Genomic DNA, 21627 nt, shown 5'->3' with positions numbered 1-21627 from the left:
TCTGGTGGAGTGGCAGAAAACTAGATGGTGCCTACCGGTCTTGTTGTAGCGGCAGGACACCGATTTCCTCGTAGTACGCCTTGGCCGTCTCGACAGAGCTCAGTGCGCGCGGAAACCCTGCGTAGGCACCGGTGTGCGTGAAAATTTCGATGACCTTCTCCGGGGGAATTCCCAAGCGGTGGGAAATACGTAGGTGCATGGTCAGCTGTTCTTCCGCGCCTCCTAGCGCCGCGATGACGGCGAGAGTGACCATCTCCCGTTCCACGTGACTCATCGCCGGCCGTCCGTGCAGCCTTCCGAAGACCACGTCGATCACGAGGTCGGCCACATGGCCTCCGACCGGTCCGAGTGCTTCGATGAACCTCTGAACTGCTTCTTCGCCCGCCACTGCTGCCGCGATCCGATAGGCGGCCGACGGGTCCACGGGTCCGGAGTCAGGGCTTCCTTCGCTTGTCACGCGTGCTCCGCAATCATGGACTGCTCTCCTTTCCGGTCACCCCGCGCATCAGCAAGGAAAATGAGGTAGGCGAGGAGTGTGGAGACATCCTTCGTCGCGAGGACGCGCCGATCGTACGGGAAACCGTCACCGGGAGCAGCGCCCTCGAGTGCACGTTACTAAGTCTTCCCAGTGATGGGAAGGGCCTGCCGCTGCTTTGATGGAAGTGCGTATCGCAACGAGCACGGGGATGTCTTTTCGTGTCGAATTTTCAAGGGCATGCAGAAGCAGCGCGCATCGCTATCGCCGACGTGGAGCCGACCACCGCGCCCACCGGGCCGGCGGTGCTCGCGTCACAAACCGCTTCCGTCCATCGGCCGCTCTGTCCGGTGGTGACGTACTGCGTCTCTCCCGGAGTGCGCACGGCACACCTCCGGTCGCACCGACGAAGCGTGAACGCGTTGAACACGCCGGCCGAGGCCGCCGTCGGCGTGAATCGCTCCTCCTGTACGGATGCCCGGATGGCGCCTGCGTGCGGCGGGCTGAACGATGGGCGCATGAACGATCCGTTGTTCGATCACGTCGCTGCCCTCGCTCGCCGCGCACGCGGAGCGGAGGGAAACGCGCATGCCCCCCTGGGGACAGCCATCGCACCGGCCCTGTGGAAGTCCGCGCCGGGGACGCGACCCGCAGGGTGGTTGCCGCAAGAATCGGTCGGGGTCGTGGTAGCCATGCCCCTCGCTCCGCCGCAAGGAGTACGGACTGTTGAGAGCGCGCGATTCGACACCCTTCGGTGAAGCGTCGGCCACAGGGGCGCACCGTGTCGCCACGGTCCCGTTCCAGTTGTATCGCCGCCGTGCGCCCCGGCTGAGTCCCTCCGGCTGATTAAGGACGCAAGGGCGGTTTTCGGGCTGCATGGTCAGGAGCCGCGGAACTGGTGCGTCAACGCGCTTGCACCGTCGCCCGGGCCGGCGGCCGTTGCGCGAGACCGGTGACGATTGACGTCGTGATGTCCTGTGCGAGCAGTATGGTCCGCTGGAGCTGTACTGCTTCAAAGGTTGCGGCTCCGGCTCGTCGGCGGGCCCAGTCCCAGTCGCCTCCCTGGCCGGATACGAGTGCCCCACCCGCGAATGCCATCGGCGAGAGGCCACGGCGCACCGGCACGGAGACGGGAGTTAGCCGCTGTATGCGCTCGCGGTGTGACTGCCCCAGAGCCGGCGGGCCGCAGCGCGCTTCGGCGCAAGGTCGTCGTTCCGTCGGACCGCTGTCGCTGCGGCGCGCGCCACCGGGTCGGTGGGCATGACAGGCGCCGGTTGCACCTGCGGCCGGGTGCCGAGTGAGCGCGTTCAGTCCATCGACGAGTCATCGCCTCAGCCTGCCCCGTTGCCGCGTCGGTCTGTTCGACGACTCTGGTGCCGAGCGCGGAATCCGGCTCGCGACCGCGGTCGCACCGGACCGGTGGTAGTAGATCACGCAGTGCTTGGGCAGGTTCTGCGCGAGCACCGTCCCCAGACCGGGCGACCCGCTGTGGTGATCAGCCCACACGAGCGACGCAGTGACGACTGGACCGAAGGGGAACGGGCCTCTGTGTCAGGCCACCGGTACCCTTCCACCCTGATCGCACGCACGGCCGGCCGCGCATGCCCCGCGGCTCGATCGCCGGCCGCGCGCCCGCCGTCGAGACGTGTTCGCTGTCCTGCTGGTCGGCTGGTGGTCGCGCACACGGGCGCGATGATCAGTGGCTCCAAGTCGCTGTGGGTCTGCGTGAGCGCCGAGCGGACGGCTGCGCCGAGCGTGGCCGCCGAGTTGTACACGGGCATCACGGCAGACACCAGGGGCGCAGCACTTCTCCTTCCAGGCGATACGGCATCACTGCCACCGGCCGCCGAGTTCTCGGACTGACGCTCCGCGTTACCTCCGCAGGCTGATGCCCGCTCACCCTCATACCGCGTCACGCACCGTCTCGAACGCCCGGGCGGTGCTGGCCGGCTGGCTGCTCGTCCTGGCCGCCGTCTTCACCGGCATGGTCAGTTACGGCGGCAGCACCAACGAGGAGTTCACCATCCCGGGCTCCGAGTCCCAGACGGCGATGGACACCCTGAAGGCCAAGCTGCCCTCGGCCGCCGGCACCAGCGCGCAGATCGTCTTCGTGGCCCCCGAGGGTCACAAGATCACCGAGCCGCGGTACGCCCGGGTGGTCAGTGCCACCATGGCCGAGGCGGACAAGGCGCCGCAGGTCGTCGGCGTCACCGACCCGGTCCGGAGCAAGCTGATATCCCCGGACCGGACGGCCGCACTCGGCCAGGTCCGTTACGAGGTGAAGAAGGTCGACCTGGCCGACGGCAGCCTCACCGCACTGGAGAAGACCACCGAGGCGGCTAAGGACGCCGGGCTGACCGTCGAGGTCGGCGGCTCCGCCTACGGCAGCGGCTCGCCCTCCGGCGGCGGGCACTCCAAGGAGCTGGCGGGTCTCGTCGTCGCCCTGCTCGTGCTGACGATCACCTTCGGCTCCCTCTTCGCCGCCGGCATGCCGCTGCTGACCGCCGTGACCGGCGTCGTGCTCACCCTGCTCGGCGTACACGCGCTGACCGGCGCGTTCACCATCTCCAGCACCGCGCCCACGCTCGCCTCGATGCTGGGCCTCGCGGTCGGCATCGACTACGCCCTGTTCATCCTCTCCCGTCACCGGTCCCAGCTGGCCCAGGGCATGGACGCGGAAAAGTCGGCGGCCCGGGCCACCGCGACCGCGGGCAGCGCGGTCGTCTTCGCCGGGCTCACGGTGATCATCGCGCTGTGCGGCCTGGCCGTCGTCCGCATCCCGTTCCTGACCGTTATGGGGCTGGCCGGGGCCGGCGCCGTCCTGATCGCGGTCGCCGTCTCGACCACCCTCCTGCCCGCGATGATGGGCTTTGCCGGGCAGCGGTTGCGCCCGAAGCCGGGCTCGCGTGCCGCCCGTCGCGAGCGCGCCGCGCAGCAGCCGGGCCACGGTGGGCGGCGGTCCTTCGGCGAACGCTGGGGCCGTGCCGCCGTACGGCGTCCGCTGCTGACCCTGCTCGCCGTGCTGGTCGGCCTGCTCGCCGTCGCCGTACCCGCCCGGGACCTCCAGCTAGCCCTGCCGGACAACGGCTCCGCGGCCGTCGACAGCACCCAGCGCAAGACGTACGACATCGTCTCGGAGAAGTTCGGCCCAGGTTTCAACGGCCCGCTGCTGATCCTCGCGGACACCTCGCACACGGATAGCCCCCAGCAGGCCACGACCGCTCTCACCAAGGAGCTGAAGGCCACCGAGGGCGTCGCCGCGGTCGGCAAGCCGCAGCTCCTCGCCGGCGGCGACAGCGCGGTCATCCAGGTCGTGCCGAAGACCGGCCCGGCGGACGAGAAGACCAAGGACCTCGTGGAGCACATACGCGACGAGGCGCCGGGCTGGCAGCGGGAGACCGGTGCCGAGGTGCGGGTGACCGGCACCACCGCTGTCGGCATCGACGTGTCCGACCGCCTCGCCGGTTCGCTCGTGCCGTTCGCTCTCGTCGTGGTCGGCCTGTCCCTGCTGCTGTTGCTGCTGGTCTTCCGCTCGCTGGTCGTTCCGCTGAAGGCCAGCCTGGGATTCCTGCTCTCCGTGGCCGCCACGTTCGGCGCGGTCGTCGCCGTGTTCCAGTGGGGCTGGCTGGCCGACGCGCTGGGCGTGGAGCAGACCGGCCCGGTGGTGAGCATCCTGTCGATCCTCGTCATGGCCGTCCTCTTCGGACTCGCCATGGACTACGAGGTGTTCATGGTGAGCCGCATGCGCGAGGCGTACGTCCACGGGGCGACACCGCGCGAGGCCGTCCTCAGCGGCTCCCGCCACGCCTCGCGTGTGGTCACCGCGGCGGCACTGATCATGTTCGCGGTGTTCGCCGGCTTCGTCCCAGGTGCCGGATCAATGATCAAACCGGTCGCCTTCGCGCTCGCCTTCGGCGTGTTCGTCGACGCGTTCCTCGTCCGCATGACCCTCGTGCCGGCCGTCCTCGCCCTGGTCGGACGCTCCGCCTGGTGGCTGCCCAGGCGGCTGGACCGGCTGCTGCCCGAGGTGGACATCGAGGGCGAGCGACTGAACGACGACCGCAGCGCCGAAGCCGCCGACCGCGCGCCCGGTGAGCGGGCCACCGCGGGCAGCGGCGACTTCGGAGGCGGGGCGTTCTGACCGCCCCCAAGGAGCCGGGCCCGCTGCCGCACTTCACGCGGCGGCGGGCCCGGATGCATCGCGTGTCAGTGCCCGATGCCCGGGGGAAACCGAGTCAGCCTTACTCTCACCGCCGGCTCGACCAGCCGGTAGAAGGGCGCGCGCCGTAATGCGCCGCTGTCTCGCGCACCCGGCACCTCGAATCCGGTGGTCCCCCGTCTTCTCGGGCGTCATCGCCCAACCCGGTACCGGTCAGCCGGGGTACGCCCCGGCGATCGCCTTGGCACGGATCACCTGCCATTGAGCCGCCATGTCATGGACCAGGTACAGATCCCGGCGCCGGGTCCATGTCTGCCCGGACTGGGGGTCGTAGGTGTGCGGCATGGCGATGCCCTGCGGCGCGTAGGCGGGCATGCCGCGGTCGCGGGTGGTCTGGACGCATCGCTTGTGGTGGTCGCGGAAGCCTACGACGCACGCGGTTCCGATGCCGCCGGGCGCCTTCTTCCGGTACTCGACTATCCGGGCGGCGACGTCGTCGGTGCTCAGATAGGTGATGGTGCCGTTGGACGCGATGACCGGCTCGATCGACGTGACGTCGTCCATCCGGTACTTCGAGTGCAGGAAGCGGGCGATCTCCCACTGGGCGTAGACGGGCATGCGCCGACGGGCGCGGATGCGGGCGATGGTGTCGGCCAGGTCCTCGTTGACTGGCCCCGGTTCGGGCAGTGTCGTGCTCGGATCGCCGCCCTCGGCCGGACGGTTGCCGAAGGAGTAGGCGACGATGAAGTCGAAGCGGTCGAGTCCGGCTGTGGCCGGGTGCCAGTCGAACCCGACGTCTTCGATGAGGGGGACGAGGGCACGTGCAGTCGCCGGGTCACCGAGTTCCCGGGCCAGCGTGACTCGCATGTGTTCGGTCAGGCCATTGCCTGCGTGGCCGAGATGCGCCCCACCTTGAGGGGCGGCCTGGGCGGGCTCCGCGCTGAGCAGTGCGGGAGTGGTGAGAGCGGCGGTGAGGACAGCGGCGAAGTCGCGACGTTGAATCACTCGAGAACCCGTTCATGATCATTCATCCGGACATGCGGGATCCTCCGCGCCTCGCCAGGCCCGCCCGTGAACACCGAGTGACACGTGTCCGACACGGGAGAGTCTTCTGCGCACGACAGGCGCTGTGGCCGAGGCCAGCCCATCTGCCACGGCCGATGTCTGAACCGGCACTCGCAACCTTGGGTGCGATGTTCGGCAACTCGCCGCCGGGTGCGATCGCGACACCGGTCACCAGGAGCCGCCGGCCGGGCCGCGGATCCGGAGGTCGCCGCATTCCGGTCGCACCGGCGGGGCCGGCTCCTGAACATCCGGGCCCACGGTGCCGCCCACGTCTCGTACGGCGACAACGAAGCGCCCCGGCCCAGGCTTTCCCAACGTCTCGGGCAGTCTTGGAGGACCAGGTTTCCCCGGAGGACCATGTGGCCCAGGGGTCCCAGTGGGCCCCGATGCCCCAGGGTCCGCAGGCGACCGCCGCCCGTCAGCCCCTACGCCACCACGAGTTCAACCTCGGTAGCGTCCTGAGCGCGGCTGTTCACGGCCTCGCCGGCAGCTGTGCGGCTTGGTGCGGAAACGCCGCACAGGCGCCTGGTGCGGAGCTGGGCCGGCGCCCGCGCGTGGCCGTCCCGACCGGGCGCAGGGGGGCTCAGGATCCGGTGACGAACGCCTGCGCCCTGCGGGCGGCTGGGACGCCGTCGGCGACCAGGGTGTCGAGGGCGTGCAAGAGCTGTTCGGGGATCGCCTCGCCTTTCCCGTACAGCGCGTGGACCTGAAGCCCGTCCCACAGGGCCGCGAACCAGGCCGCCTCCGCCTCCGCATCGAGGTCAGCGCGGAAGAGGCCCTTTGCCTGGAACACGCGGACCTGAGCTGCGACCGTGTCGAGCACACGGGTGTACCGGGCAGCCACGGACGAGGAGCGCGGGGGGTTTGTGGACCTTCGCGATGGCTCCATAGCTGGACGAGCACAGTGCGATGCACCGGGCGCCAGACACAGGACCCATTTCGAAGAGGCAGGACGGACGCGCCCCTTGGGGACCAGACGGTGTCCGCGCACCTGAACGGCACGCATGGCATCGCACGCTATGCACCCCAATTTCTCGCTGTATATGCGGACACATTGGACACCTCCTACTCCTGGGGGTCAAGGGGTCGCACGTTCGAATCCTGTCGTCCCGACTTGTGAAAGTCGCAGGTGAGGGCCGGTTTCGGAGATATCCGGGACCGGCCCTCGGCCGTTCTTGGGGACTAGCTGGGGACCAGTGCTCTCTTGACCGGTGTCAGCGGGTCATGACGATCGGGCCGGCCATGCGCGAAGAACCATCACCCCAGGGATGCGCCCGCCGCCCGCCGCCCGGCGAGCAGGTCGAGGCAGCGTTTGCGCTGTGCCGAGTCGGTGGCGAGTTCGACACCGACCTGGGCGAGGGCGATCGCGGCGTCGATCACGGCCCGGTCGGCTCCCGCCGAGTTGCCGTACCGGGCGAACGGTGCGGTGTGGTGGAGGGCGCCCTGTGTGTCGTAGCCGATGGTCGGATGGAGTGCGGGCAGGATGTGGGAGACGTTGCCCATGTCGGTGGAGGCCATGACCTCGCCCCGGCGGTCCACGGGGTCGCGGCCCAGGGATCGGGCCGCGCGGGTGTAGGCGGCGGTGAGGAACTCGTCCTGCCGCAGGTCGGCGAAATCGGCGCCGTGTTCGGTGAGTTCCAGCTCTGCGCCGGTGGCCAGGGCTGCGGCCTCCAGGCAGGCCCGGACCCGGCGGCGGGCGTGGGCGAGGTCCTCGGTGGTGCGGGCGCGCAGTTCGTAGCGGGCGCGGGCCGTCTCGGGGATGACGTTGACCGCGTGGCCGGCCTCGAAGACGATGTCGTGGACCAGGACCCCGGGGGGCAGTTGCTGGCGCAGCAGCCCGACGGCGGTGTGGGCCAGGGCGATCGCGTCCAGGGCGTTGACGCCTTCCCAGGGCGCGAGCGCGGCATGGGAAGGCTTGCCCGTGTAGGCGACATCCCAGGCGCCGACGGCCAGGGAGGATGCGCCGACGGAGTCCTCCGGCGCGGCGTGGACCATGAAGGCGGCGGCCACATCGTCGAAGACCCCGGCCTCCAGCAGCAGCGCCTTGCCGCCGATGTCCTCTTCGGCGGGCGTGCCGATGAGTTTCACGGTGATCCCGAGCGCGTCGGCGACGGCGGCGAGGCCGAGGGCGGCGCCGACCGAGGCGGCGCCGTTGACGTTGTGCCCGCAGGCGTGACCGATGCCCGGCAACGCGTCGTACTCGGCGCACAGGGCCACTACCAGCTCGCCGCTGCCGTGGGTGGCGACGAAGGCCGTTGGCAGGCCGGCCACCCCGCGTGTCACGTCGAAGCCGGCGTTCTCGGCGAGGGAGGTGATCTTGGCTGCCGATTTGTGCTCGCGCATGGCCGTTTCCGGTTCGGCGTGCAGGCTGTGGCTCAGGGCGATGAGGTCCGGCTCGCGGGCGCGTACGGCGTCGGCGGCGATGGTGAGCGCGCGGCCCCCGGTTCGTGTGGCGGGGCTGGTCAAGCGGTCCTCCCTGCAGGGGTGGTGGCGGCTTCGGGCGCGGCGGTGGTGGACGGGTGGCGGAAGAGGAGGGCGACTGCGGCTCCGCCGAGCGCCATCGCCGCGCACGCGGCCCACGCCCATTGGTAGCCCGTGCCGGTGACGGCTCCCTGGGTGGTGGTGTGGGATGACCACAGGGCGCCGATCGTGGCGGCGCCGATGGCCGCGCCGAGGGAGAGCGCCATCTCGTTGACGCCGACGGACAGCGCGGTCTCGGCCTCGTCGACCACCTCGACCGACAGGGTCCGGGTGGCGGCTTCGAACATGCCGGTGGCCAGGCCGACGATCAGGGCCCCGACCAGGTACCGCGGTACGGAGGAGTGGAAGAGGTCCAGGCTCAGGAATCCCGCCGCACCCGCGCATCCGCCGGCCGCGAGTACGGCCCGGTCGCCGATCAGACGGGCCAGTCCCGGCGTCAGCGTGGAGCCGAGGAAGCCGACGGCGACCATGGCCAGGGACACCAGGGAGATGGCCTGCGCGCCGAGCCCGAGGCCGAACCCGTCGCCGTCTGGCCGGGTGCCGAGATAGACCGCGTTGGCGCCGAGGAACCCGATCGCACCGAAGGCGATACAGAAGGTGTGCGCGCTGACCGCCGCCAGCCGGGGATCGCGCAACATGCTCAGGTTGACCAGAGGGTGCGACGAGCGCTGTTCGACCGTCACCCAGGCGGCCAGCAGTACCAGCGCCACCGTGCCCGTCAGCAGGGAAGACGCCGATGTCCAGCCCCAGGTCTGGCCCTCGGTCAGCACCAGCATCAGCGCACCGAGTCCGCAGGTCAGCAGCAGGGCGGCGGGCAGGTTGAAGCGGCCCGTGCGCGCAGCCGTGCTGGTCGGCAGGGCGATCGCGGCGGCCACCGCCAGGGCGCCGAAGGGGACCGCGGTCCACAGCCCGGCGAGGGCGTGTTCGTCACTGAGCGATCCGGCCACGAAGCCGCCGGTGCCGATGGACAACAGCAGCGCGCCGACCAGCACCGACATGCCGATCCGGCCGTGTTCGGGGGAGCGTGAGCGCAGGATGCCCGCGAGCAGCGGGAAGAAGCCGACCACGGCGCTCTGGAGCACCATGCCGACCGCGAGGGTGGCGGTGGTGGGCCGTGCCGCGATGAGCAGCGACCCGGCGGCGACCATGGTCACGGCGGCGAGCAGCAGCCGCCGATGCCCCCACATGTCGCCCCAGCGCGACAGCAACGGCGTCAGCACGGTGAAGGCGATCTGCGACAGCAGGTACAGGTTGTTCTGGCCCACGCCGCCGATGCCGACGTGGGCACCGACGACTGGCAGCAGAGGGGTGAGATACCCCTGGACGACACCGCTGCAGACCACGATCACGATCATCACGGCGATCAGTCCCCGGCCCCGGCTGATGGCGTTCGTCACGGCCTCACCCTTCCCTTGGCTGGAATGCGACTGGTGGCTAGAGTGCGACCGCAGAACGAACCGGGCGGGAAAATGTAGAGAATCGGCGGCGAGCGAGGTCATGGTGTCGGATCCGGTCACGGTGAGCGAGCTGGATCTCGCCCTCGTGCACGCCCTCCAAGTTCGGCCCCGGGCTGCGTGGACGGATCTGGCCCCATTGCTCGGCGCGACCGCGGTGACCCTGGCCCGCCGCTGGGAGCGGCTCGCCAGGGAGGGACTGGCCTGGGTGTCGGCGGTGCCCGGACCGGCGTTCTCCTCCAGCGGCTGCACCGCCTTCGTCTTCCTTCGCTGCGCTCCGTCGGCCCGGGAGCGACTGGCCACGCGCATCGCGGAACTGCCGGAGGCGGTGACGGTCGAACTGCTCGCCCCGGGGCGAGCCGACCTCATGCTGGACGTGCTGGCACCCGACCTCACGAGCGTGCAGAGCTTCGTGGACGAGGAACTGGCAGCCCTGCCCGATGTCCTCGACCTCGAATGCGTCTTCGCCACGTCGCTGTACACAGAGGGCTCCCGATGGCGGCTCGGGTCGCTCGACGCGGCCCAGCTCTCCGTGCTCGGCCGGGCCGGCACTCCGGACGGACCGGGCGGGCCCCTCGACCTGAACACCCTCGACCGCGAGCTGCTTGACGCGCTGGTGGCGGACGGCCGGATGCGGCTGACGGAGCTGGCCGACCTCACCGGTACCAGCGCCACCACCGTGCGCAGACGCCTGAAGCGCCTCACCGCCGGCGGCATCGCGGGGTTTCGCTGCGACGTGGCTCCGGCGGTCTCGGGGCTGCCCGTGTCCGTCACCTTCCGCGGCCACGCCCCGCCCAGCGACGTCAACCGCCTGCACCGCACCCTTGCGACCCTGCCCGAGTGCCGGCTGCTGGCAGCCGTCACCGGAGGCGCAAACGTGCTCGCCACCTACTGGCTCCGCGACATCGGCTCGGTGCAACAGCGCGAGACGGCGGCCTGCTCCCAGCTGCCCGCCCTCCACATCACCGAGCGCGCCCTCGGCACCCGCACTGTGAAACGGATGGGGCACCTGCTGGACGGCGCCGGGCGACGCACCGGCGTCCGGCCGATCCGGCCCTGGTGAGACGGCCGAAGTCGCCTCCGGAGCGACGAGCCGTCCTGCCGCGTCACGCCGAGGTGACGCCGCCGATCCGACGGGTCAGCTCCCGCGCGGCCCGCACAACGTGGCCCGCATCCCGTCGCGTTCCGCCAGATCGAGCTGGTCGTCGGGGAAGGTGACCGAGACGCCGGCGACCGGGTGAGCCTGATGGTCGAGCACGGGCGCGGCGACGGACGTCCCGAATCGGTGTTGCCGCCGAGTGGGGCGTCCAGGTAGGTGCCGGGCTGGCCGCCCGCCGTGCGCGGGATCTGTACCGGCAGCGTGCCCGACGTGTTGACCCGCCGGAGAGCACTCCAGCGAGGGCGGGGCCGCCCTCCTCGCCGGGGAAGAACGCCTGGACGACGGCCGCCGCGCCGTCGGCGTACGCGCCGAGCACATATGGGCGCCCGGAGATGACGAGCAGGATGAGCGGCGTGTCTGTGGCTAGCAGCGCCTCGACCAGCTCGCCCTGAACACCGGGCAGGGAGAGGTCCTCCGCGTCACAGCCCTCGCCGGAGGTGCCGAGACGGAAGAGCGCGGCGCGGTCGCCGACCATGGCGACGCAGACGTCGGCCTGTTCCGCGGCCCGCACCGCCGCCTCGAAGCCGCTGCGGTCGATGTCCTTGATGGGCAGCAGCGTTCGTGAGTGATGCGGATGCGGGGCAGCTCCGTCGCCAGGGCATCCAGCAGCGTGCGGGCCTCGATGCCATTGTCGTGGCCTGGGTGGTGGGGCAGGGCGTGGTTCGGGAAGGAGTAGCAGCCGAAGAAGCGTTGGCGTCGTCGACGCACGGGCCGACGAGGGCGAGTGACCCGGTGTCCGCGGCCAGGGGGAGGTGCCCGTCCGGGTTGTCGAGCAGCACGATGCTCTGCTCGGCGAGCTCCCGGGCGATGGACCGGTGCGCGGGCGGATCCAGGCCAATGAGGGCGTCGTAGCTGGCCTCCGGGTTGAAGTCGGCGGCCGGCAGCCCAAGTTCCACCTTCTGCCGCAGCACCCGCGGGCGGCTCTGCCGGGTGCCTCTTGGTGCGTCTGCGGCCGACGATCTTCGGGTTGCTCTAGAGTCGGGACGACCTTCCCGGTGGCGTCTCGCTGCCGGGATTTCGTGTTCTCTGGGCAGAGCTGGATCTCGCGTAAGGCGCGGCTGCACGACCGGAACTCGGCGGGACCCGTCCCACGTATCAACTGGGCGGCCCGAGCCCGGTAGGCAGGCGCCCCCCTGGCCATCAGACCGTTTCGGCTGCACTTCATTGCCCGCCTGCTCTCCTGCGGGCTCGGCCGTGGCGCCCATCGGTCTGGCCTTCGCGGTCCTCCGGATCGGCGGCGGTCCCGGTGTGCTGGGCACGGTCCTTGCGGCGAGTGTCGTACCGCAGATCCTGCTTCTGCTCGTCGGCGGGGTCGCTGCGGACCGGTTGCCCAGGGAGCGGGTCATGGTGTGGTCCAACGTCGTCTGCGCGGTCGCGGAGGCGACGGGGCAGTGCTGTTGCTGGTCTCGGGTACGGCCAGGGTGTGGCACTTGGTGGCGATGTCGGCCGTCTGCGGGCCGGCGGGGGCCTCTTCACTCCGGCGGCCGGGGCATCGTTGTGGAAGTGGTCCCGGCCGAACTCCGGCACGCGGCCGACGCTCTGCTGGAAATCGCATCGTGCGCAACCGGCCAAGGCGCCTCCGGGGGATCGACGCGTCGGACGGGCTGTCACCGCGTGCCGTATCACCTCCTGCGCCGGCCCGTTGATGGACATACGCGCGTCCCGGCGTCCGGCGGGACGGCGCGGTCAGCTGATCGGGCTGACGAAGTTGCCGGGACGGCTGGCGGCTTCCTGTCGGGTGACGTCGCCCCACGTCCAGGTGAGGGTCTTCACCGTGCCACCGGGAAGGGTGACCACGGCCTGCTCGGGGCGGATGATCTCGTTGCCGTTCTTCCCGCTGTCGCTGAGGAAGGTGACGGTGAACTTCGCGGTCGCACCGGGAGCGAGGTCCACGAGGTGGCCTCCTCGCTGTTGCGACAGCGTCTCCGGCACGCCGTTCGTGGTGAGCATGACCGACGGCGCGCCGAGCAGGGAACAGGCGCGGTCCCCGCTGTTCTTCACCCGGACCAGGGCCGTTTCCTGCCGATCGCTGCCGCCGCCGGGCTTGGCCGAACCGCCCGCCCAGGACACGGCGACGTGATCGCAGGCAGGCGGGCCGGGGGCGGCCGCCGCCGGGACGGCCGTGGAGACGGCGGCGAGCAGAGTCCCGGCTGCGACACCGAGTGCGGTGTTCGGGATGCGCTGCATGAGTCCTCCGATGAGTGTGACGGCAGTGACTGGCACGTATCCGGTACCGCGGATGGGGCGACGGACCCCTCTTGAACCGTGAACCATTGAACGCTGGACCACTGGCTGTCTGATGAGCAGACGCCTGGGAGAAGACCACCGCCGGGCGGGGCCTGCGACGGCGCCGCCGGGCGTACCCGCGCGAGGCGCCCGCCGGGGACGGCACACGTCACGCCCCCCCGGGCCGAGGACGTTAGCCACCGTGCGCGAGGGGTACCCCCGACGTATGGGTCGAGGCAGCCGCCTCCGACGCGACCGCGCTCGGACTCGGCGAAGGAGACCTGGTGGACGTCGGCACACCCCGCGGCACCCTGCGCGGGCGGCTGCGCGTCACCGGCATCCGCCCGGGGCTGCTCTTCGTCCCCTTCCACTACGGCTACTGGGACACCACGGGCGGGCACGCCCCCGAGCCGGATGCCCCCGGGCGGGCGGCGAACGAGACGACCATCACCGACTGGGACCAGGTCTCCAAGCAGCCGCTGTTCAAGGCCGCCATGGCCGCGCTGCGTCTCGTGGCACGCGGCGACGGCAGCAGCGCCCCCGCCCCGACGACCACCGCGTCCGCCCCCGCGTCACCCTCCGGCGCCGTACCACCCACGACCGGAGGGCCGTCCGCCCTCGCCACCCAGACGCCCGGCACCACGGGGGACAGCCCCCGGAAGGAGGCACCGTGAACGGCGTCAACCTCACCTTGCGCGTCCTCCACCACGGTGAGAAGCACCTGGCCAGGAAGCTGACGGCGGTGGCCGAGCGCCACCGCGCCGAGCCCGAGATCCACCACGTCGCCCGGGACCTCGCCGGCTGGTCCCGCGAACACGCCCAGCGCCTGTCCGACACGGCCGACCGCCACGGCCTGGACCTCCGCGACTTCGCCGGCACGCCCCTGCTGTCCGCACTCGGGGAGAAGACGGCCGAAACGATGGTCCACCGCCCCGACCCCGCTCTGCTGCTCCTGCGTGACCTGCGGGAGCTCCACCTCGACGCCGCGGAGAACTCCGTGCACTGGGAGATGCTCGCCCAGGTCGCCCAGGCCACGAAGGACGACGAACTCCTCGGCCTGGCCTCCTCATGTCACCCGGCGACCCTGCGGCAGATGCGCTGGACCAACACCATGATCAAGGTCTTGGCCCCTCAGGTCCTGACCAGCCTGTGAGACCGGGTGGGACCGGGTCGCCCTGCCGCCGCGCCCACGCGCGGGGCGGCCGGGCGCGTTGCGTGACGCCCGGCCGTATCAGTGCACTCCGGTAGCGCTCATCTGTGAGGTCCCTCCCTCCGAGGAGCGGCCCTGCTTAGTAATGGGTCTGGTGGGAAGTCGGAGGTGCACAGCCCCGCACCGGCGGACCGGCGGGGCGGGCCGGTTCCCGGCCGAGGCAGTCAGCGCTCGCCCGTCACCTCAAGGAGTACCGTGACCGTTCGCATCGGAGTCGAAGAGGAATTCCACATCGTCGAGGTGGAGACGGGCCTGCTCGCGCCCCGCGCCGACACCATGCTGGAAACACTCCCCGCAGACACCTTCACGACCGAACTGCAGCAGGCGACCGTCGAGACGAACAGCGGTGTGCACGAGTCCCTCGCCGACCTGTACGACGACGTGGTCGGTGCCAGACGCAGGCTCGATGCCGCGGCGAGCGCCCACGGGCTGGCCGTCGTGGCCGCCGGTACCGTGCCGCTCGCCCGCCCGCAGGACACCCGCCCGACCGCCGGGCGCCGCTACCGCCACATGGTCGACGAATACCGCATGGTCGCCGACGAGCAGCTGATCTGCGGAACCCACGTCCACGTCGACGTGCCCGACCGCGACCTGGCCGTACGCGTCATGTGCGAGGTGTCCCCGTGGCTGCACGTCCTGCTGGCCCTGTCCGCCAGTTCCCCCTTCTGGCTGGGCGCCGACACCGGCTACGCCAGCTGGCGGACCATGGTGTGGCAGCGCTGGCCCACCGCGGGCCCGCCGGGATGCTACGCCGACGCCGCCGAGTACGACGCGGCCGTGCGGTGCCTGATCGACTCCGGTGTCATCAGTGACGCCGGAATGATCTACCACGATATCCGCCCGTCCGCCCACCAGCAGACCCTCGAACTGCGCATCTGCGACGCCTGCCCCCGGCCGGAAACGGTCGTCCTGGTCGCCGGGCTCTACCGCGCCCTGGTGACCGAGGCCCGCCGGCGGCTGGAGGCGGCGGACGCGCCCAGGTGCGACGGGCGGCACGAGTGGCTGCGCGCGGCTTCCTGGCGGGCCGCGCGGTCGGGCCTGGAAGGTGCCCTGATCGATCCCGGGACCCGGCACGAGGCACCCGCGGCGCAGGTCGTACGGCGCCTGCTGGAACGGGTGCGCCCGGCGCTGGAGGCCGCCGGGGACTGGACCACGGTCCGGGACCTCGCGGAGCGGGCCCTCGCGGCCGGCAGCGCCGCCCACCGCATGCGCCGCGCCGCCGAGGCGGAGGACCTGCTCGCCTGCACGGACCTGGCGATCGCGGAGACCCGGGGCGAGGCGCCTCCGCGCCGCCGGCCCGCCGCTCCCGCCCGCAACCTCACCACCTCCGGGCGGCCCGTCGCCCGCTCCTCCGGGGCCGGCCGGGCCGGGATCGCCGGCCGCTGAGCACACGCGGCATCCCCCGGCCCACGCACGCGCCCCCATCCCCGTATTCACTTGAGGCGAAGGAGAAGCTTCACCGTGTCGATCAGTCCCGGCCACATACCGGCGGGCGGCCCGCCGCGCACCCTGTGCGACCCGTTCACGCGGTGGGGAGGTCGTTGCCGATGTGCGGCCTGAGCGGAGAGATGCGCTTCGACGGCACGCGCCCCGACCTGGCGGCCGTCGAGCGGATGAACGACCGGCTCGCCCCCCGCGGGCCCGACGGGGAGGGGGTGTGGTCACGGGACGCCGTCGCGCTGGGACACCGCCGGCTGAAGATCATCGACCTCTCCGAGCGCGGGGCGCAGCCCCTGACCGACACCGGGCAGGAGATCACCGGCGTCTTCAACGGGTGCATCTACAACTACCAGGAGCTGCGCGCGGAACTGACGGCCCTCGGCCACCGCTTCCGGTCCACCTCCGACACCGAGGTCCTCCTCGCGGCCTACCGGCAGTGGGGTACCGCCTGCGTCGACCGCCTCTACGGCATGTTCGCCTTCGCCCTCGTCGAGCACCGGACCGGCCGCCTGGTCCTGGGCCGCGACCGGCTCGGCATCAAGCCCCTGTACCTGGCACAGACCCCGGGGCGGCTGCGCTTCGCCTCCTCGCTGCCCGCCCTGCTCGCGGCCGGTGACGTGGACACCTCCCTCGACCCGGCCGCCCTGCACCAGTACCTCAGCTGGCACGCGACCGTGGCCGCCCCCCGGACCGTGCTGGCGGGCGTGCGCAAGCTCCCCCCGGCCACCGTGCGGGTCGTCGAGCCGGACGGCACCTACCGGGAACACCGCTACTGGCAGCCGTCGTACACCCGCCGCCCCGAGCACGCCGGGATGGGCGCCGCCGAGTGGCGGGACGCGGTGCTGGACGCGCTGCGCACCGCCGTACGCCGCCGGATGGTCGCCGACGTCCCGGTCGGGGTCCTGCTGTCCGGGGGTCTGGACTCCAGCCTGATCGTGGCGCTGCTGGCCGACGAGGGGCAGCGGGACCTGGCGACGTTCAGCGTGGGCTTCGAGGCGGAGGGCGGTGACGAAGGGGACGAGTTCCGCTACTCCGACCTGGTGGCCAGGGAGTTCGCCACCGATCACCAGAAGTTCGTGGTCCCCTCGCAGCGTGTGTCGACGGCCCTGGACGCGGCGGTCGCGGCGATGAGCGAGCCCATGATGAGCCACGACGTGGTCGCCTTCCACCTGCTGTCCGAGCAGGTGTCGCGGAACGTCAAGGTCGTCCAGAGCGGGCAGGGCGCCGACGAGGTCTTCGCCGGCTACCACTGGTACCCGGAACTGGCGTCCGCGGCCCGCGAAGAGGAGCCGCGGAGGTACGCCGAGACGTACTTCGACCGGTCGCACGCCGACCTCGCCACGATGCTGCAACCGGACATGCTGCCGCAAGACGACGTCTCCGGCCGGTTCGTCCAGGAGCACATGGCGGCGCCGGGCGCCGAGACGGCGCTCGACGCCGCCCTGCGCCTCGACACCCACGTCATGCTGGTCGACGACCCGGTCAAGCGGGTCGACAACATGACGATGGACTGGGGCCTGGAGGCCCGCGTGCCCTTCCTGGACCACGAACTGGTCGAGCTGGCGGCCGCCTGCCCGCCGGAGCTGAAGCTGGCCGACGGCGGGAAGGGCGTCCTCAAGGAGGCCGGCCGCAAACTGCTGCCCCGCGAGGTGGTCGACCGTCCCAAGGGCTACTTCCCGGTCCCGGCGATCACGCACATGGCCGGACCCGTCCTGGAGCGGGTGCGCGAGGCGCTGGGCGCTCCCGAGGCGAAGCGCCGCGGCGTCTTCCAGGAGTCCTACGTCGCCGAACTGCTGGCGGCCCCCGACCGACACCGCACCAGGCGCGGAGCGAACGCGCTGTGGCAAGTGGCTTTGCTGGAGATATGGCTGCAGACGCACGGAATCTGACCGGGGAGTCCTTCGTGGCCCACTCGCCCGGCACCGGCGCCGCCGGTGCCGGGCGGCCCTCCACCGCCCGCCCGAAGCGGGCCGTCCCGCCGACCCCATCGGCCCCGGCCGGCCGTACCGCCGCCTTCGCCGCACCCGCCCGCGTCCCGTTGCCGAACGCCTCCGGGCCCCGCGAGGCGACGACGCGGCTCATCGCGCACGGCTGCTGGTACCCCTCGGCCGACCCGTCCGGCACCCGCGTCGCCTTCATCTGCGACCGGGGCGGCGTGCCACAGCTGTGGACGGGACCCGTCGACGGCGAGGCCGTGCACCTGCTCGACGACGGACCGGACCCCGTGACCGAGGTGTCCTGGTCGCCCGACGGCCGCTGGATCGCCTACACCACGGCCCCCGGGGGCGGTGAGCACACCCGGGTCCTGTGCGTCCGCCCCGACGGCGGCGACCGGCACATCCTCGCCGGGGCCGAGCCGGGCAGCTCCGCCCACCTGGGCTGCTGGGCGTACGACGGGTCGGCGGTCGCGGTCACCGTCGCGGTGCCCACCGCCGTACCCGGCCCGGAGACCACGGCGGAGGCCGGTGCGCCCGGCCCCGGCGCGGCCGACGGCCGCCTGCCGGCCCACTGGCAGGACCGGGCGGCCGGCACGGAACTGCTCGGTCCGGCGCCTCACACGGCCCCCGGCCCCGCGCTGCCGTCACCCGTGCTCACGGTCCGGACGGCGGCGATCGGCGCACCGGGCGGGACCGCCCCGGCAGCCGGGTTCGGCGACGGACTGTCGGCGTACCTCGTCGACCCCGACGGTGTCGACGCCCCCGTCCTGCTCGCCGTCGAGAAGGACGCGGCGACGCTCCGCGTGTGCGATCTCAGCCGGGACGGCGCGCTCGCGCTGCTGCGCCGGGGACCCCGCGGCCGGCGCGAGGCCGTCGTCCTGCGCACCGCCGACCTGGAGACGACCTGCGTGATGCCGGTGGCCGACGGGGACCCGTGGATCGGCGGCTTCTCACCCCGCGCGGACACCCTCTGGCTGCGCAGCGACGCCCACCGGGAGTTCGCGGTCCTGCTCGCCGCAGCGCTCGACCCGGACGGACGCCCGCGCGGCTGGTCGGTCGCCGCCTCGCGGGAGAACAGCGGCCTGGAGCTGCTGCGGTGCGCCCGCGACGGCGATTCCGCCGTGCTCGCCTGGAACGTCCGGGGCGTGAGCGAGCTGGAGGTCCTGGACACGAGCGCGGCCGTCGGGCTGGGGCCGGACGAGGCCGCGGCCGACCGGGCCGGCGCGGACACGGTCTCGTACCCGCCCGGCGCGGACACGGTCTCGTACCGGCCCGTGTCCCTGCCGCACGAAGTGGTCACCCGCATCACGGCCGCCGGCCCCCGGCCGCTGCTGGCCCTGTCCGGGTCCCGCCGCCGCCCCGGCATCTGGTGGCTGCCCGACGGGGCGACCCCGGTGCGCACCCCGTGGTCGTCACGCGACGAGGACGCCGTTCCCCCGGGCCGCCCGCCCGTGCGCCCGGACCCCCTGCGCCCCACCGCCCGGGACGGGCTGCCGCTGCACGGCTGGTACTACCGCGCGCCGGGCCGCGCCCCCGGCGAACCGGCGCCCTGCGTCATCCATCTGCACGGCGGTCCCGAGGACCAGGAACGCCCCGTGCTCGACCCGCTGTACCACGAGATCCTCGGGCGAGGAGTCGACGTCTTCGCACCCGACGTCCGCGGGTCGTCCGGATACGGCCGGTCGTTCGTCGACGCGGACCTGGGCAGGGGGCGGTTCGCCGCCATCGACGACGTGGCGGACTGCGCCGCCCACGCCGTGCTGGCGGGCCTGGCCGACCCCGCCCGGCTGGCGGTGATGGGACGCTCGTACGGCGGATATCTCACCTATGCCTCGCTGGTCTGGCACCCGGACCTCTTCCGCACCGGCATCGCGGTGTGCGGCATGTCGGACCTCCTGACGTTCTTCGAGGGCACCGAACCCTGGATCGCCCAGTCGGCGGCCCACAAGTACGGCCACCCCGAGCGCGACCGCGAACTGCTGCGGGCGCTGTCACCGATGAGCCGCGTCGACGCACTGCGGGCACCGGTGCTAGCCGTGCACGGGGAGCACGACACCAATGTGCCGCCGGGGGAGTCGGAGCAGTTCGTACGGGCGGCACGCGAACGCGGTGTGACCGCGGAACTGCTCACCCTGCCCGACGAAGGACACGAGTTCCTCCGCGCCGACAACCGCCGCCTCTTCCGCCGGGCCGCCGCCGACTGGCTGCAGCGCCGGCTGGGCACGTGACCGTGCGGAGACACGCGCGTCGCCGGACCGGCCCGGGGTACCCGGAACAGCCCTGCCACCGAACGAGGAGCGCGCCATGACCGGGGAAGGACCACCGGCCCGCGGCCGGTGGGCCGGGCGGCTGCGTGAGACGGCCGCCGAGGTGTTCGGCTGGAAGGAACTGCGTCCCGGACAGCTCACCGCCATGGAGTGGGTGCTGGAGGGGCGGGACGGTCTCGTCGTCATGCCGACCGGATCGGGCAAGTCCGCCGTCTACCAGGTGCCCGCCCTGCTGCTGGACGGGCCGGTCGTCGTCGTGTCACCGCTGCTGGCCCTGCAACGCGACCAGATCGCGGGACTGCCCGGCGGCGACCGCGGCCCGGGCGCCGTCGCCGTCAACTCCGACCTCGGCGCGGCCGGGACCGAGGACGCCTGGGCGGCGGTGCGCGAGGGCGCGGTGCGGTACGTCTACCTGTCACCGGAGCAACTGGCCAAGGACGACGTCGTACAGCGGCTGGCCGAGGCACACCCGGCCCTCTTCGTGGTGGACGAGGCCCAGTGCGTGTCCTCGTGGGGCCACGACTTCCGCCCCGACTACCTGCGCCTGGCCCAGGCCGTCCGCAGGCTCGGCCGCCCGCCCGTCCTCGCGCTCACGGCCACCGCCGCGCCCCCGGTACGGCAGGACATCGTCGAACGGCTCGGCATGGACCGGCCGCGGCAGCTCGTCACCGGATTCGACCGCCCCAACATCAGGCTCGACGTGCGCCTCCACCTGGCGGACGACGAACGGCGGTCCCGCGTCATCGAGGACGCCGCGGCCGCCCCCAAGCCCGGCATCGTCTACGCGGCGACGCGCAAGGACAGCGAGTCGTACGCCGCCGAGCTGGCCTCCCTCGGGTTCGCGGCCGGCGCCTACCACGCGGGCCTGCGCGCCGCCGAACGCCGCCGGATCCACGAGGAGTTCCTCTCCGGCGGCCTGGATGTCGTGGTGGCCACCTCGGCCTTCGGGATGGGCATCGACAAGGAGAACGTGCGGTTCGTGCTGCACGCGTCGCTGCCGGGCTCCCTGGACGCCTACTACCAGGAGATCGGGCGCTGCGGCCGCGACGGACGGCCCGCCCTCGCCGTCCTGCACTACCGCACCGAGGACACGGGGATGCAGGCGTACTTCAGCAGCCGCACGCCCCGCCCAAAGGCCGTGGAGGCGGTCGTCCGGGCGGTCCACGCCCACCGCGGCGCTCCACCGGACGTCGCCGGACTGCGACGGGACACCGACATGTCGCGCGCCCGGGTCACCGCGGCCGTGAACCTGCTGGAGGAGGCTGGTGCCCTGGTCACGGACGCCTCGGGTGCCATCCGGCCGGTCCGGGGCACGACCCCCTCACGCGCGGTGCGCCGGGCCGTGGACACCGCCGAGGCCCACAAGCGCATGGACTGCTCCCGCGTGGACATGGCCCGGGCGTACGCCGAGACCACCGGCTGCCGGCGCCGCTTCCTCCTGGGCTACTTCGGGGAGGAGTACGAGGCTCCTTGCGGCAACTGCGACAGCTGCGACGAGCCGGAGAGCGGCTCCGGCGACGCGACGGGCACCGAGCGGCACCCGGACGCGGGCGCCTATCCGCCGGGAGCCGCGGTACGGCACGGAGAGTGGGGCGGCGGCACCGTGCTGAGCGAGGAGGGCGACCGCATCACCGTGCTCTTCGACGAGGTCGGCTACCGCACCCTCTCCCTGGACGCCCTGGCCGCACGGGACGACCTGCTCACGGTGGTGAGCGGACCGGACGACAGCCGGGCCGGGCCGTGAACCGGCGGCA

Annotated in this window: 14 protein-coding genes and 2 pseudogenes; 8 read left to right on the top strand and 8 right to left on the bottom strand. The window is 72.2% G+C overall.

All coding sequences use genetic code 11. The features are described 5' to 3' along the window. Positions 1-31 precede the first annotated feature (31 nt). Positions 32-457, bottom strand: coding sequence for a carboxymuconolactone decarboxylase family protein (locus IH25_RS0104825; RefSeq protein WP_157846948.1), 426 nt, complete (start codon positions 455-457; stop codon positions 32-34). A 1712-nt stretch (positions 458-2169) separates the two neighbouring features. Further along, positions 2170-2256: pseudogene (locus IH25_RS40495) on the bottom strand (glycosyltransferase family 2 protein); the annotation flags it as partial. A gap of 107 nt (positions 2257-2363) precedes the next feature. Between IH25_RS40495 and IH25_RS0104820 the strand changes: the two are divergent. Next, entirely contained in the window at positions 2364-4616 is a 2253-nt protein-coding gene (locus tag IH25_RS0104820; protein WP_051753786.1) for an MMPL family transporter, read from the top strand. Between the two features lie 231 nt (positions 4617-4847). Here the strand turns inward: IH25_RS0104820 and IH25_RS0104815 are convergent, their stop codons facing one another. The 4 genes from IH25_RS0104815 to IH25_RS42115 form a co-directional block, all read right to left on the bottom strand. After that, entirely contained in the window at positions 4848-5501 is a 654-nt protein-coding gene (locus tag IH25_RS0104815) for a hypothetical protein (protein ID WP_051753785.1), read from the bottom strand. Positions 5502-6282: 781 nt separating this feature from the next. Further along, a complete protein-coding gene (locus tag IH25_RS41115; protein WP_280842468.1) occupies positions 6283-6588 on the bottom strand; it encodes a TetR family transcriptional regulator C-terminal domain-containing protein in 306 nt (101 codons plus the stop codon). A gap of 368 nt (positions 6589-6956) precedes the next feature. Then, complete coding sequence (locus tag IH25_RS0104805) at positions 6957-8165, bottom strand: amidohydrolase (RefSeq protein WP_245172690.1); 1209 nt, start codon at positions 8163-8165, stop codon at positions 6957-6959. After that, positions 8162-9577, bottom strand: a complete 1416-nt coding sequence (locus IH25_RS42115; RefSeq protein ID WP_030603360.1) for an MFS transporter — start codon at positions 9575-9577, stop codon at positions 8162-8164. The genes IH25_RS0104805 and IH25_RS42115 overlap by 4 nt, the downstream gene beginning before the upstream one ends. 100 nt (positions 9578-9677) lie before the next feature. On the opposite strand from IH25_RS42115, the gene IH25_RS0104795 reads away from it, so the two are divergent. Then, complete coding sequence (locus IH25_RS0104795) at positions 9678-10697, top strand: Lrp/AsnC family transcriptional regulator (RefSeq protein ID WP_030603355.1); 1020 nt, start codon at positions 9678-9680, stop codon at positions 10695-10697. 43 nt (positions 10698-10740) lie between these two features. Here IH25_RS0104795 and IH25_RS42110 read toward each other — a convergent pair whose 3' ends face one another. Next, positions 10741-11934: a glycoside hydrolase family 3 protein gene (locus IH25_RS42110; protein WP_245172700.1), complete on the bottom strand. Its 1194-nt coding sequence runs from the start codon at positions 11932-11934 to the stop codon at positions 10741-10743. Between the two features lie 545 nt (positions 11935-12479). Next, complete coding sequence (locus IH25_RS0104780; protein ID WP_030603351.1) at positions 12480-12980, bottom strand: DUF4232 domain-containing protein; 501 nt, start codon at positions 12978-12980, stop codon at positions 12480-12482. A gap of 254 nt (positions 12981-13234) precedes the next feature. Here IH25_RS0104780 and IH25_RS0104775 point away from each other — a divergent pair. The 6 genes and pseudogenes from IH25_RS0104775 to IH25_RS0104750 all read left to right on the top strand — a co-directional run. Then, positions 13235-13693: pseudogene (locus IH25_RS0104775) on the top strand (molybdopterin dinucleotide binding domain-containing protein); the annotation flags it as partial. Then, a complete protein-coding gene (locus IH25_RS0104770) occupies positions 13690-14172 on the top strand; it encodes a hypothetical protein (RefSeq protein ID WP_030603345.1) in 483 nt (160 codons plus the stop codon). The pseudogene IH25_RS0104775 and the gene IH25_RS0104770, both read left to right, overlap by 4 nt. Positions 14173-14424: 252 nt before the next feature. Continuing rightward, the gene (locus IH25_RS0104765) at positions 14425-15615 is read left to right on the top strand and encodes a carboxylate-amine ligase (RefSeq protein ID WP_030603341.1); all 1191 of its coding nucleotides are present in this window, start codon (positions 14425-14427) and stop codon (positions 15613-15615) included. A gap of 161 nt (positions 15616-15776) precedes the next feature. Continuing rightward, positions 15777-17558 carry an N-acetylglutaminylglutamine amidotransferase gene (locus IH25_RS0104760; protein WP_030603338.1) on the top strand — a complete coding sequence of 594 codons (1782 nt, stop codon included), beginning with the start codon at positions 15777-15779 and terminating at the stop codon, positions 17556-17558. After that, complete coding sequence (locus tag IH25_RS0104755) at positions 17534-19834, top strand: prolyl oligopeptidase family serine peptidase (RefSeq protein ID WP_037654342.1); 2301 nt, start codon at positions 17534-17536, stop codon at positions 19832-19834. Before IH25_RS0104760 ends, IH25_RS0104755 begins: the two co-directional genes overlap by 25 nt. Before the next feature lie 76 nt (positions 19835-19910). After that, positions 19911-21617: a RecQ family ATP-dependent DNA helicase gene (locus IH25_RS0104750; protein ID WP_030603332.1), complete on the top strand. Its 1707-nt coding sequence runs from the start codon at positions 19911-19913 to the stop codon at positions 21615-21617. Positions 21618-21627 lie beyond the last annotated feature (10 nt).

The sequence above is a fragment of the Streptomyces achromogenes subsp. achromogenes genome (genome assembly GCF_000720835.1).
Classification (GTDB): Bacteria; Actinomycetota; Actinomycetes; order Streptomycetales; family Streptomycetaceae; genus Streptomyces; species Streptomyces achromogenes.
This window is presented reverse-complemented; position numbering and strand designations above follow the sequence as displayed.

Excerpts from the sequence above, each read along its gene's own strand:
- IH25_RS0104795 (WP_030603355.1), top strand. The coding sequence starts at position 9,678 with ATGGTGTCGGATCCGGTCACGGTGAGCGAGCTGGATCTCGCCCTCGTG.
- IH25_RS0104760 (WP_030603338.1), top strand. The coding sequence starts at position 15,777 with ATGTGCGGCCTGAGCGGAGAGATGCGCTTCGACGGCACGCGCCCCGAC.
- IH25_RS41115 (WP_280842468.1), bottom strand. The coding sequence starts at position 6,588 with ATGGAGCCATCGCGAAGGTCCACAAACCCCCCGCGCTCCTCGTCCGTG.
- IH25_RS0104755 (WP_037654342.1), top strand. The coding sequence starts at position 17,534 with ATGGCTGCAGACGCACGGAATCTGACCGGGGAGTCCTTCGTGGCCCAC.
- IH25_RS0104815 (WP_051753785.1), bottom strand. The coding sequence starts at position 5,501 with ATGCGAGTCACGCTGGCCCGGGAACTCGGTGACCCGGCGACTGCACGT.
- IH25_RS42110 (WP_245172700.1), bottom strand. The coding sequence starts at position 11,934 with ATGGCCAGGGGGGCGCCTGCCTACCGGGCTCGGGCCGCCCAGTTGATA.
- IH25_RS0104750 (WP_030603332.1), top strand. The coding sequence starts at position 19,911 with ATGACCGGGGAAGGACCACCGGCCCGCGGCCGGTGGGCCGGGCGGCTG.
- IH25_RS0104780 (WP_030603351.1), bottom strand. The coding sequence starts at position 12,980 with ATGCAGCGCATCCCGAACACCGCACTCGGTGTCGCAGCCGGGACTCTG.
- IH25_RS0104820 (WP_051753786.1), top strand. The coding sequence starts at position 2,364 with ATGCCCGCTCACCCTCATACCGCGTCACGCACCGTCTCGAACGCCCGG.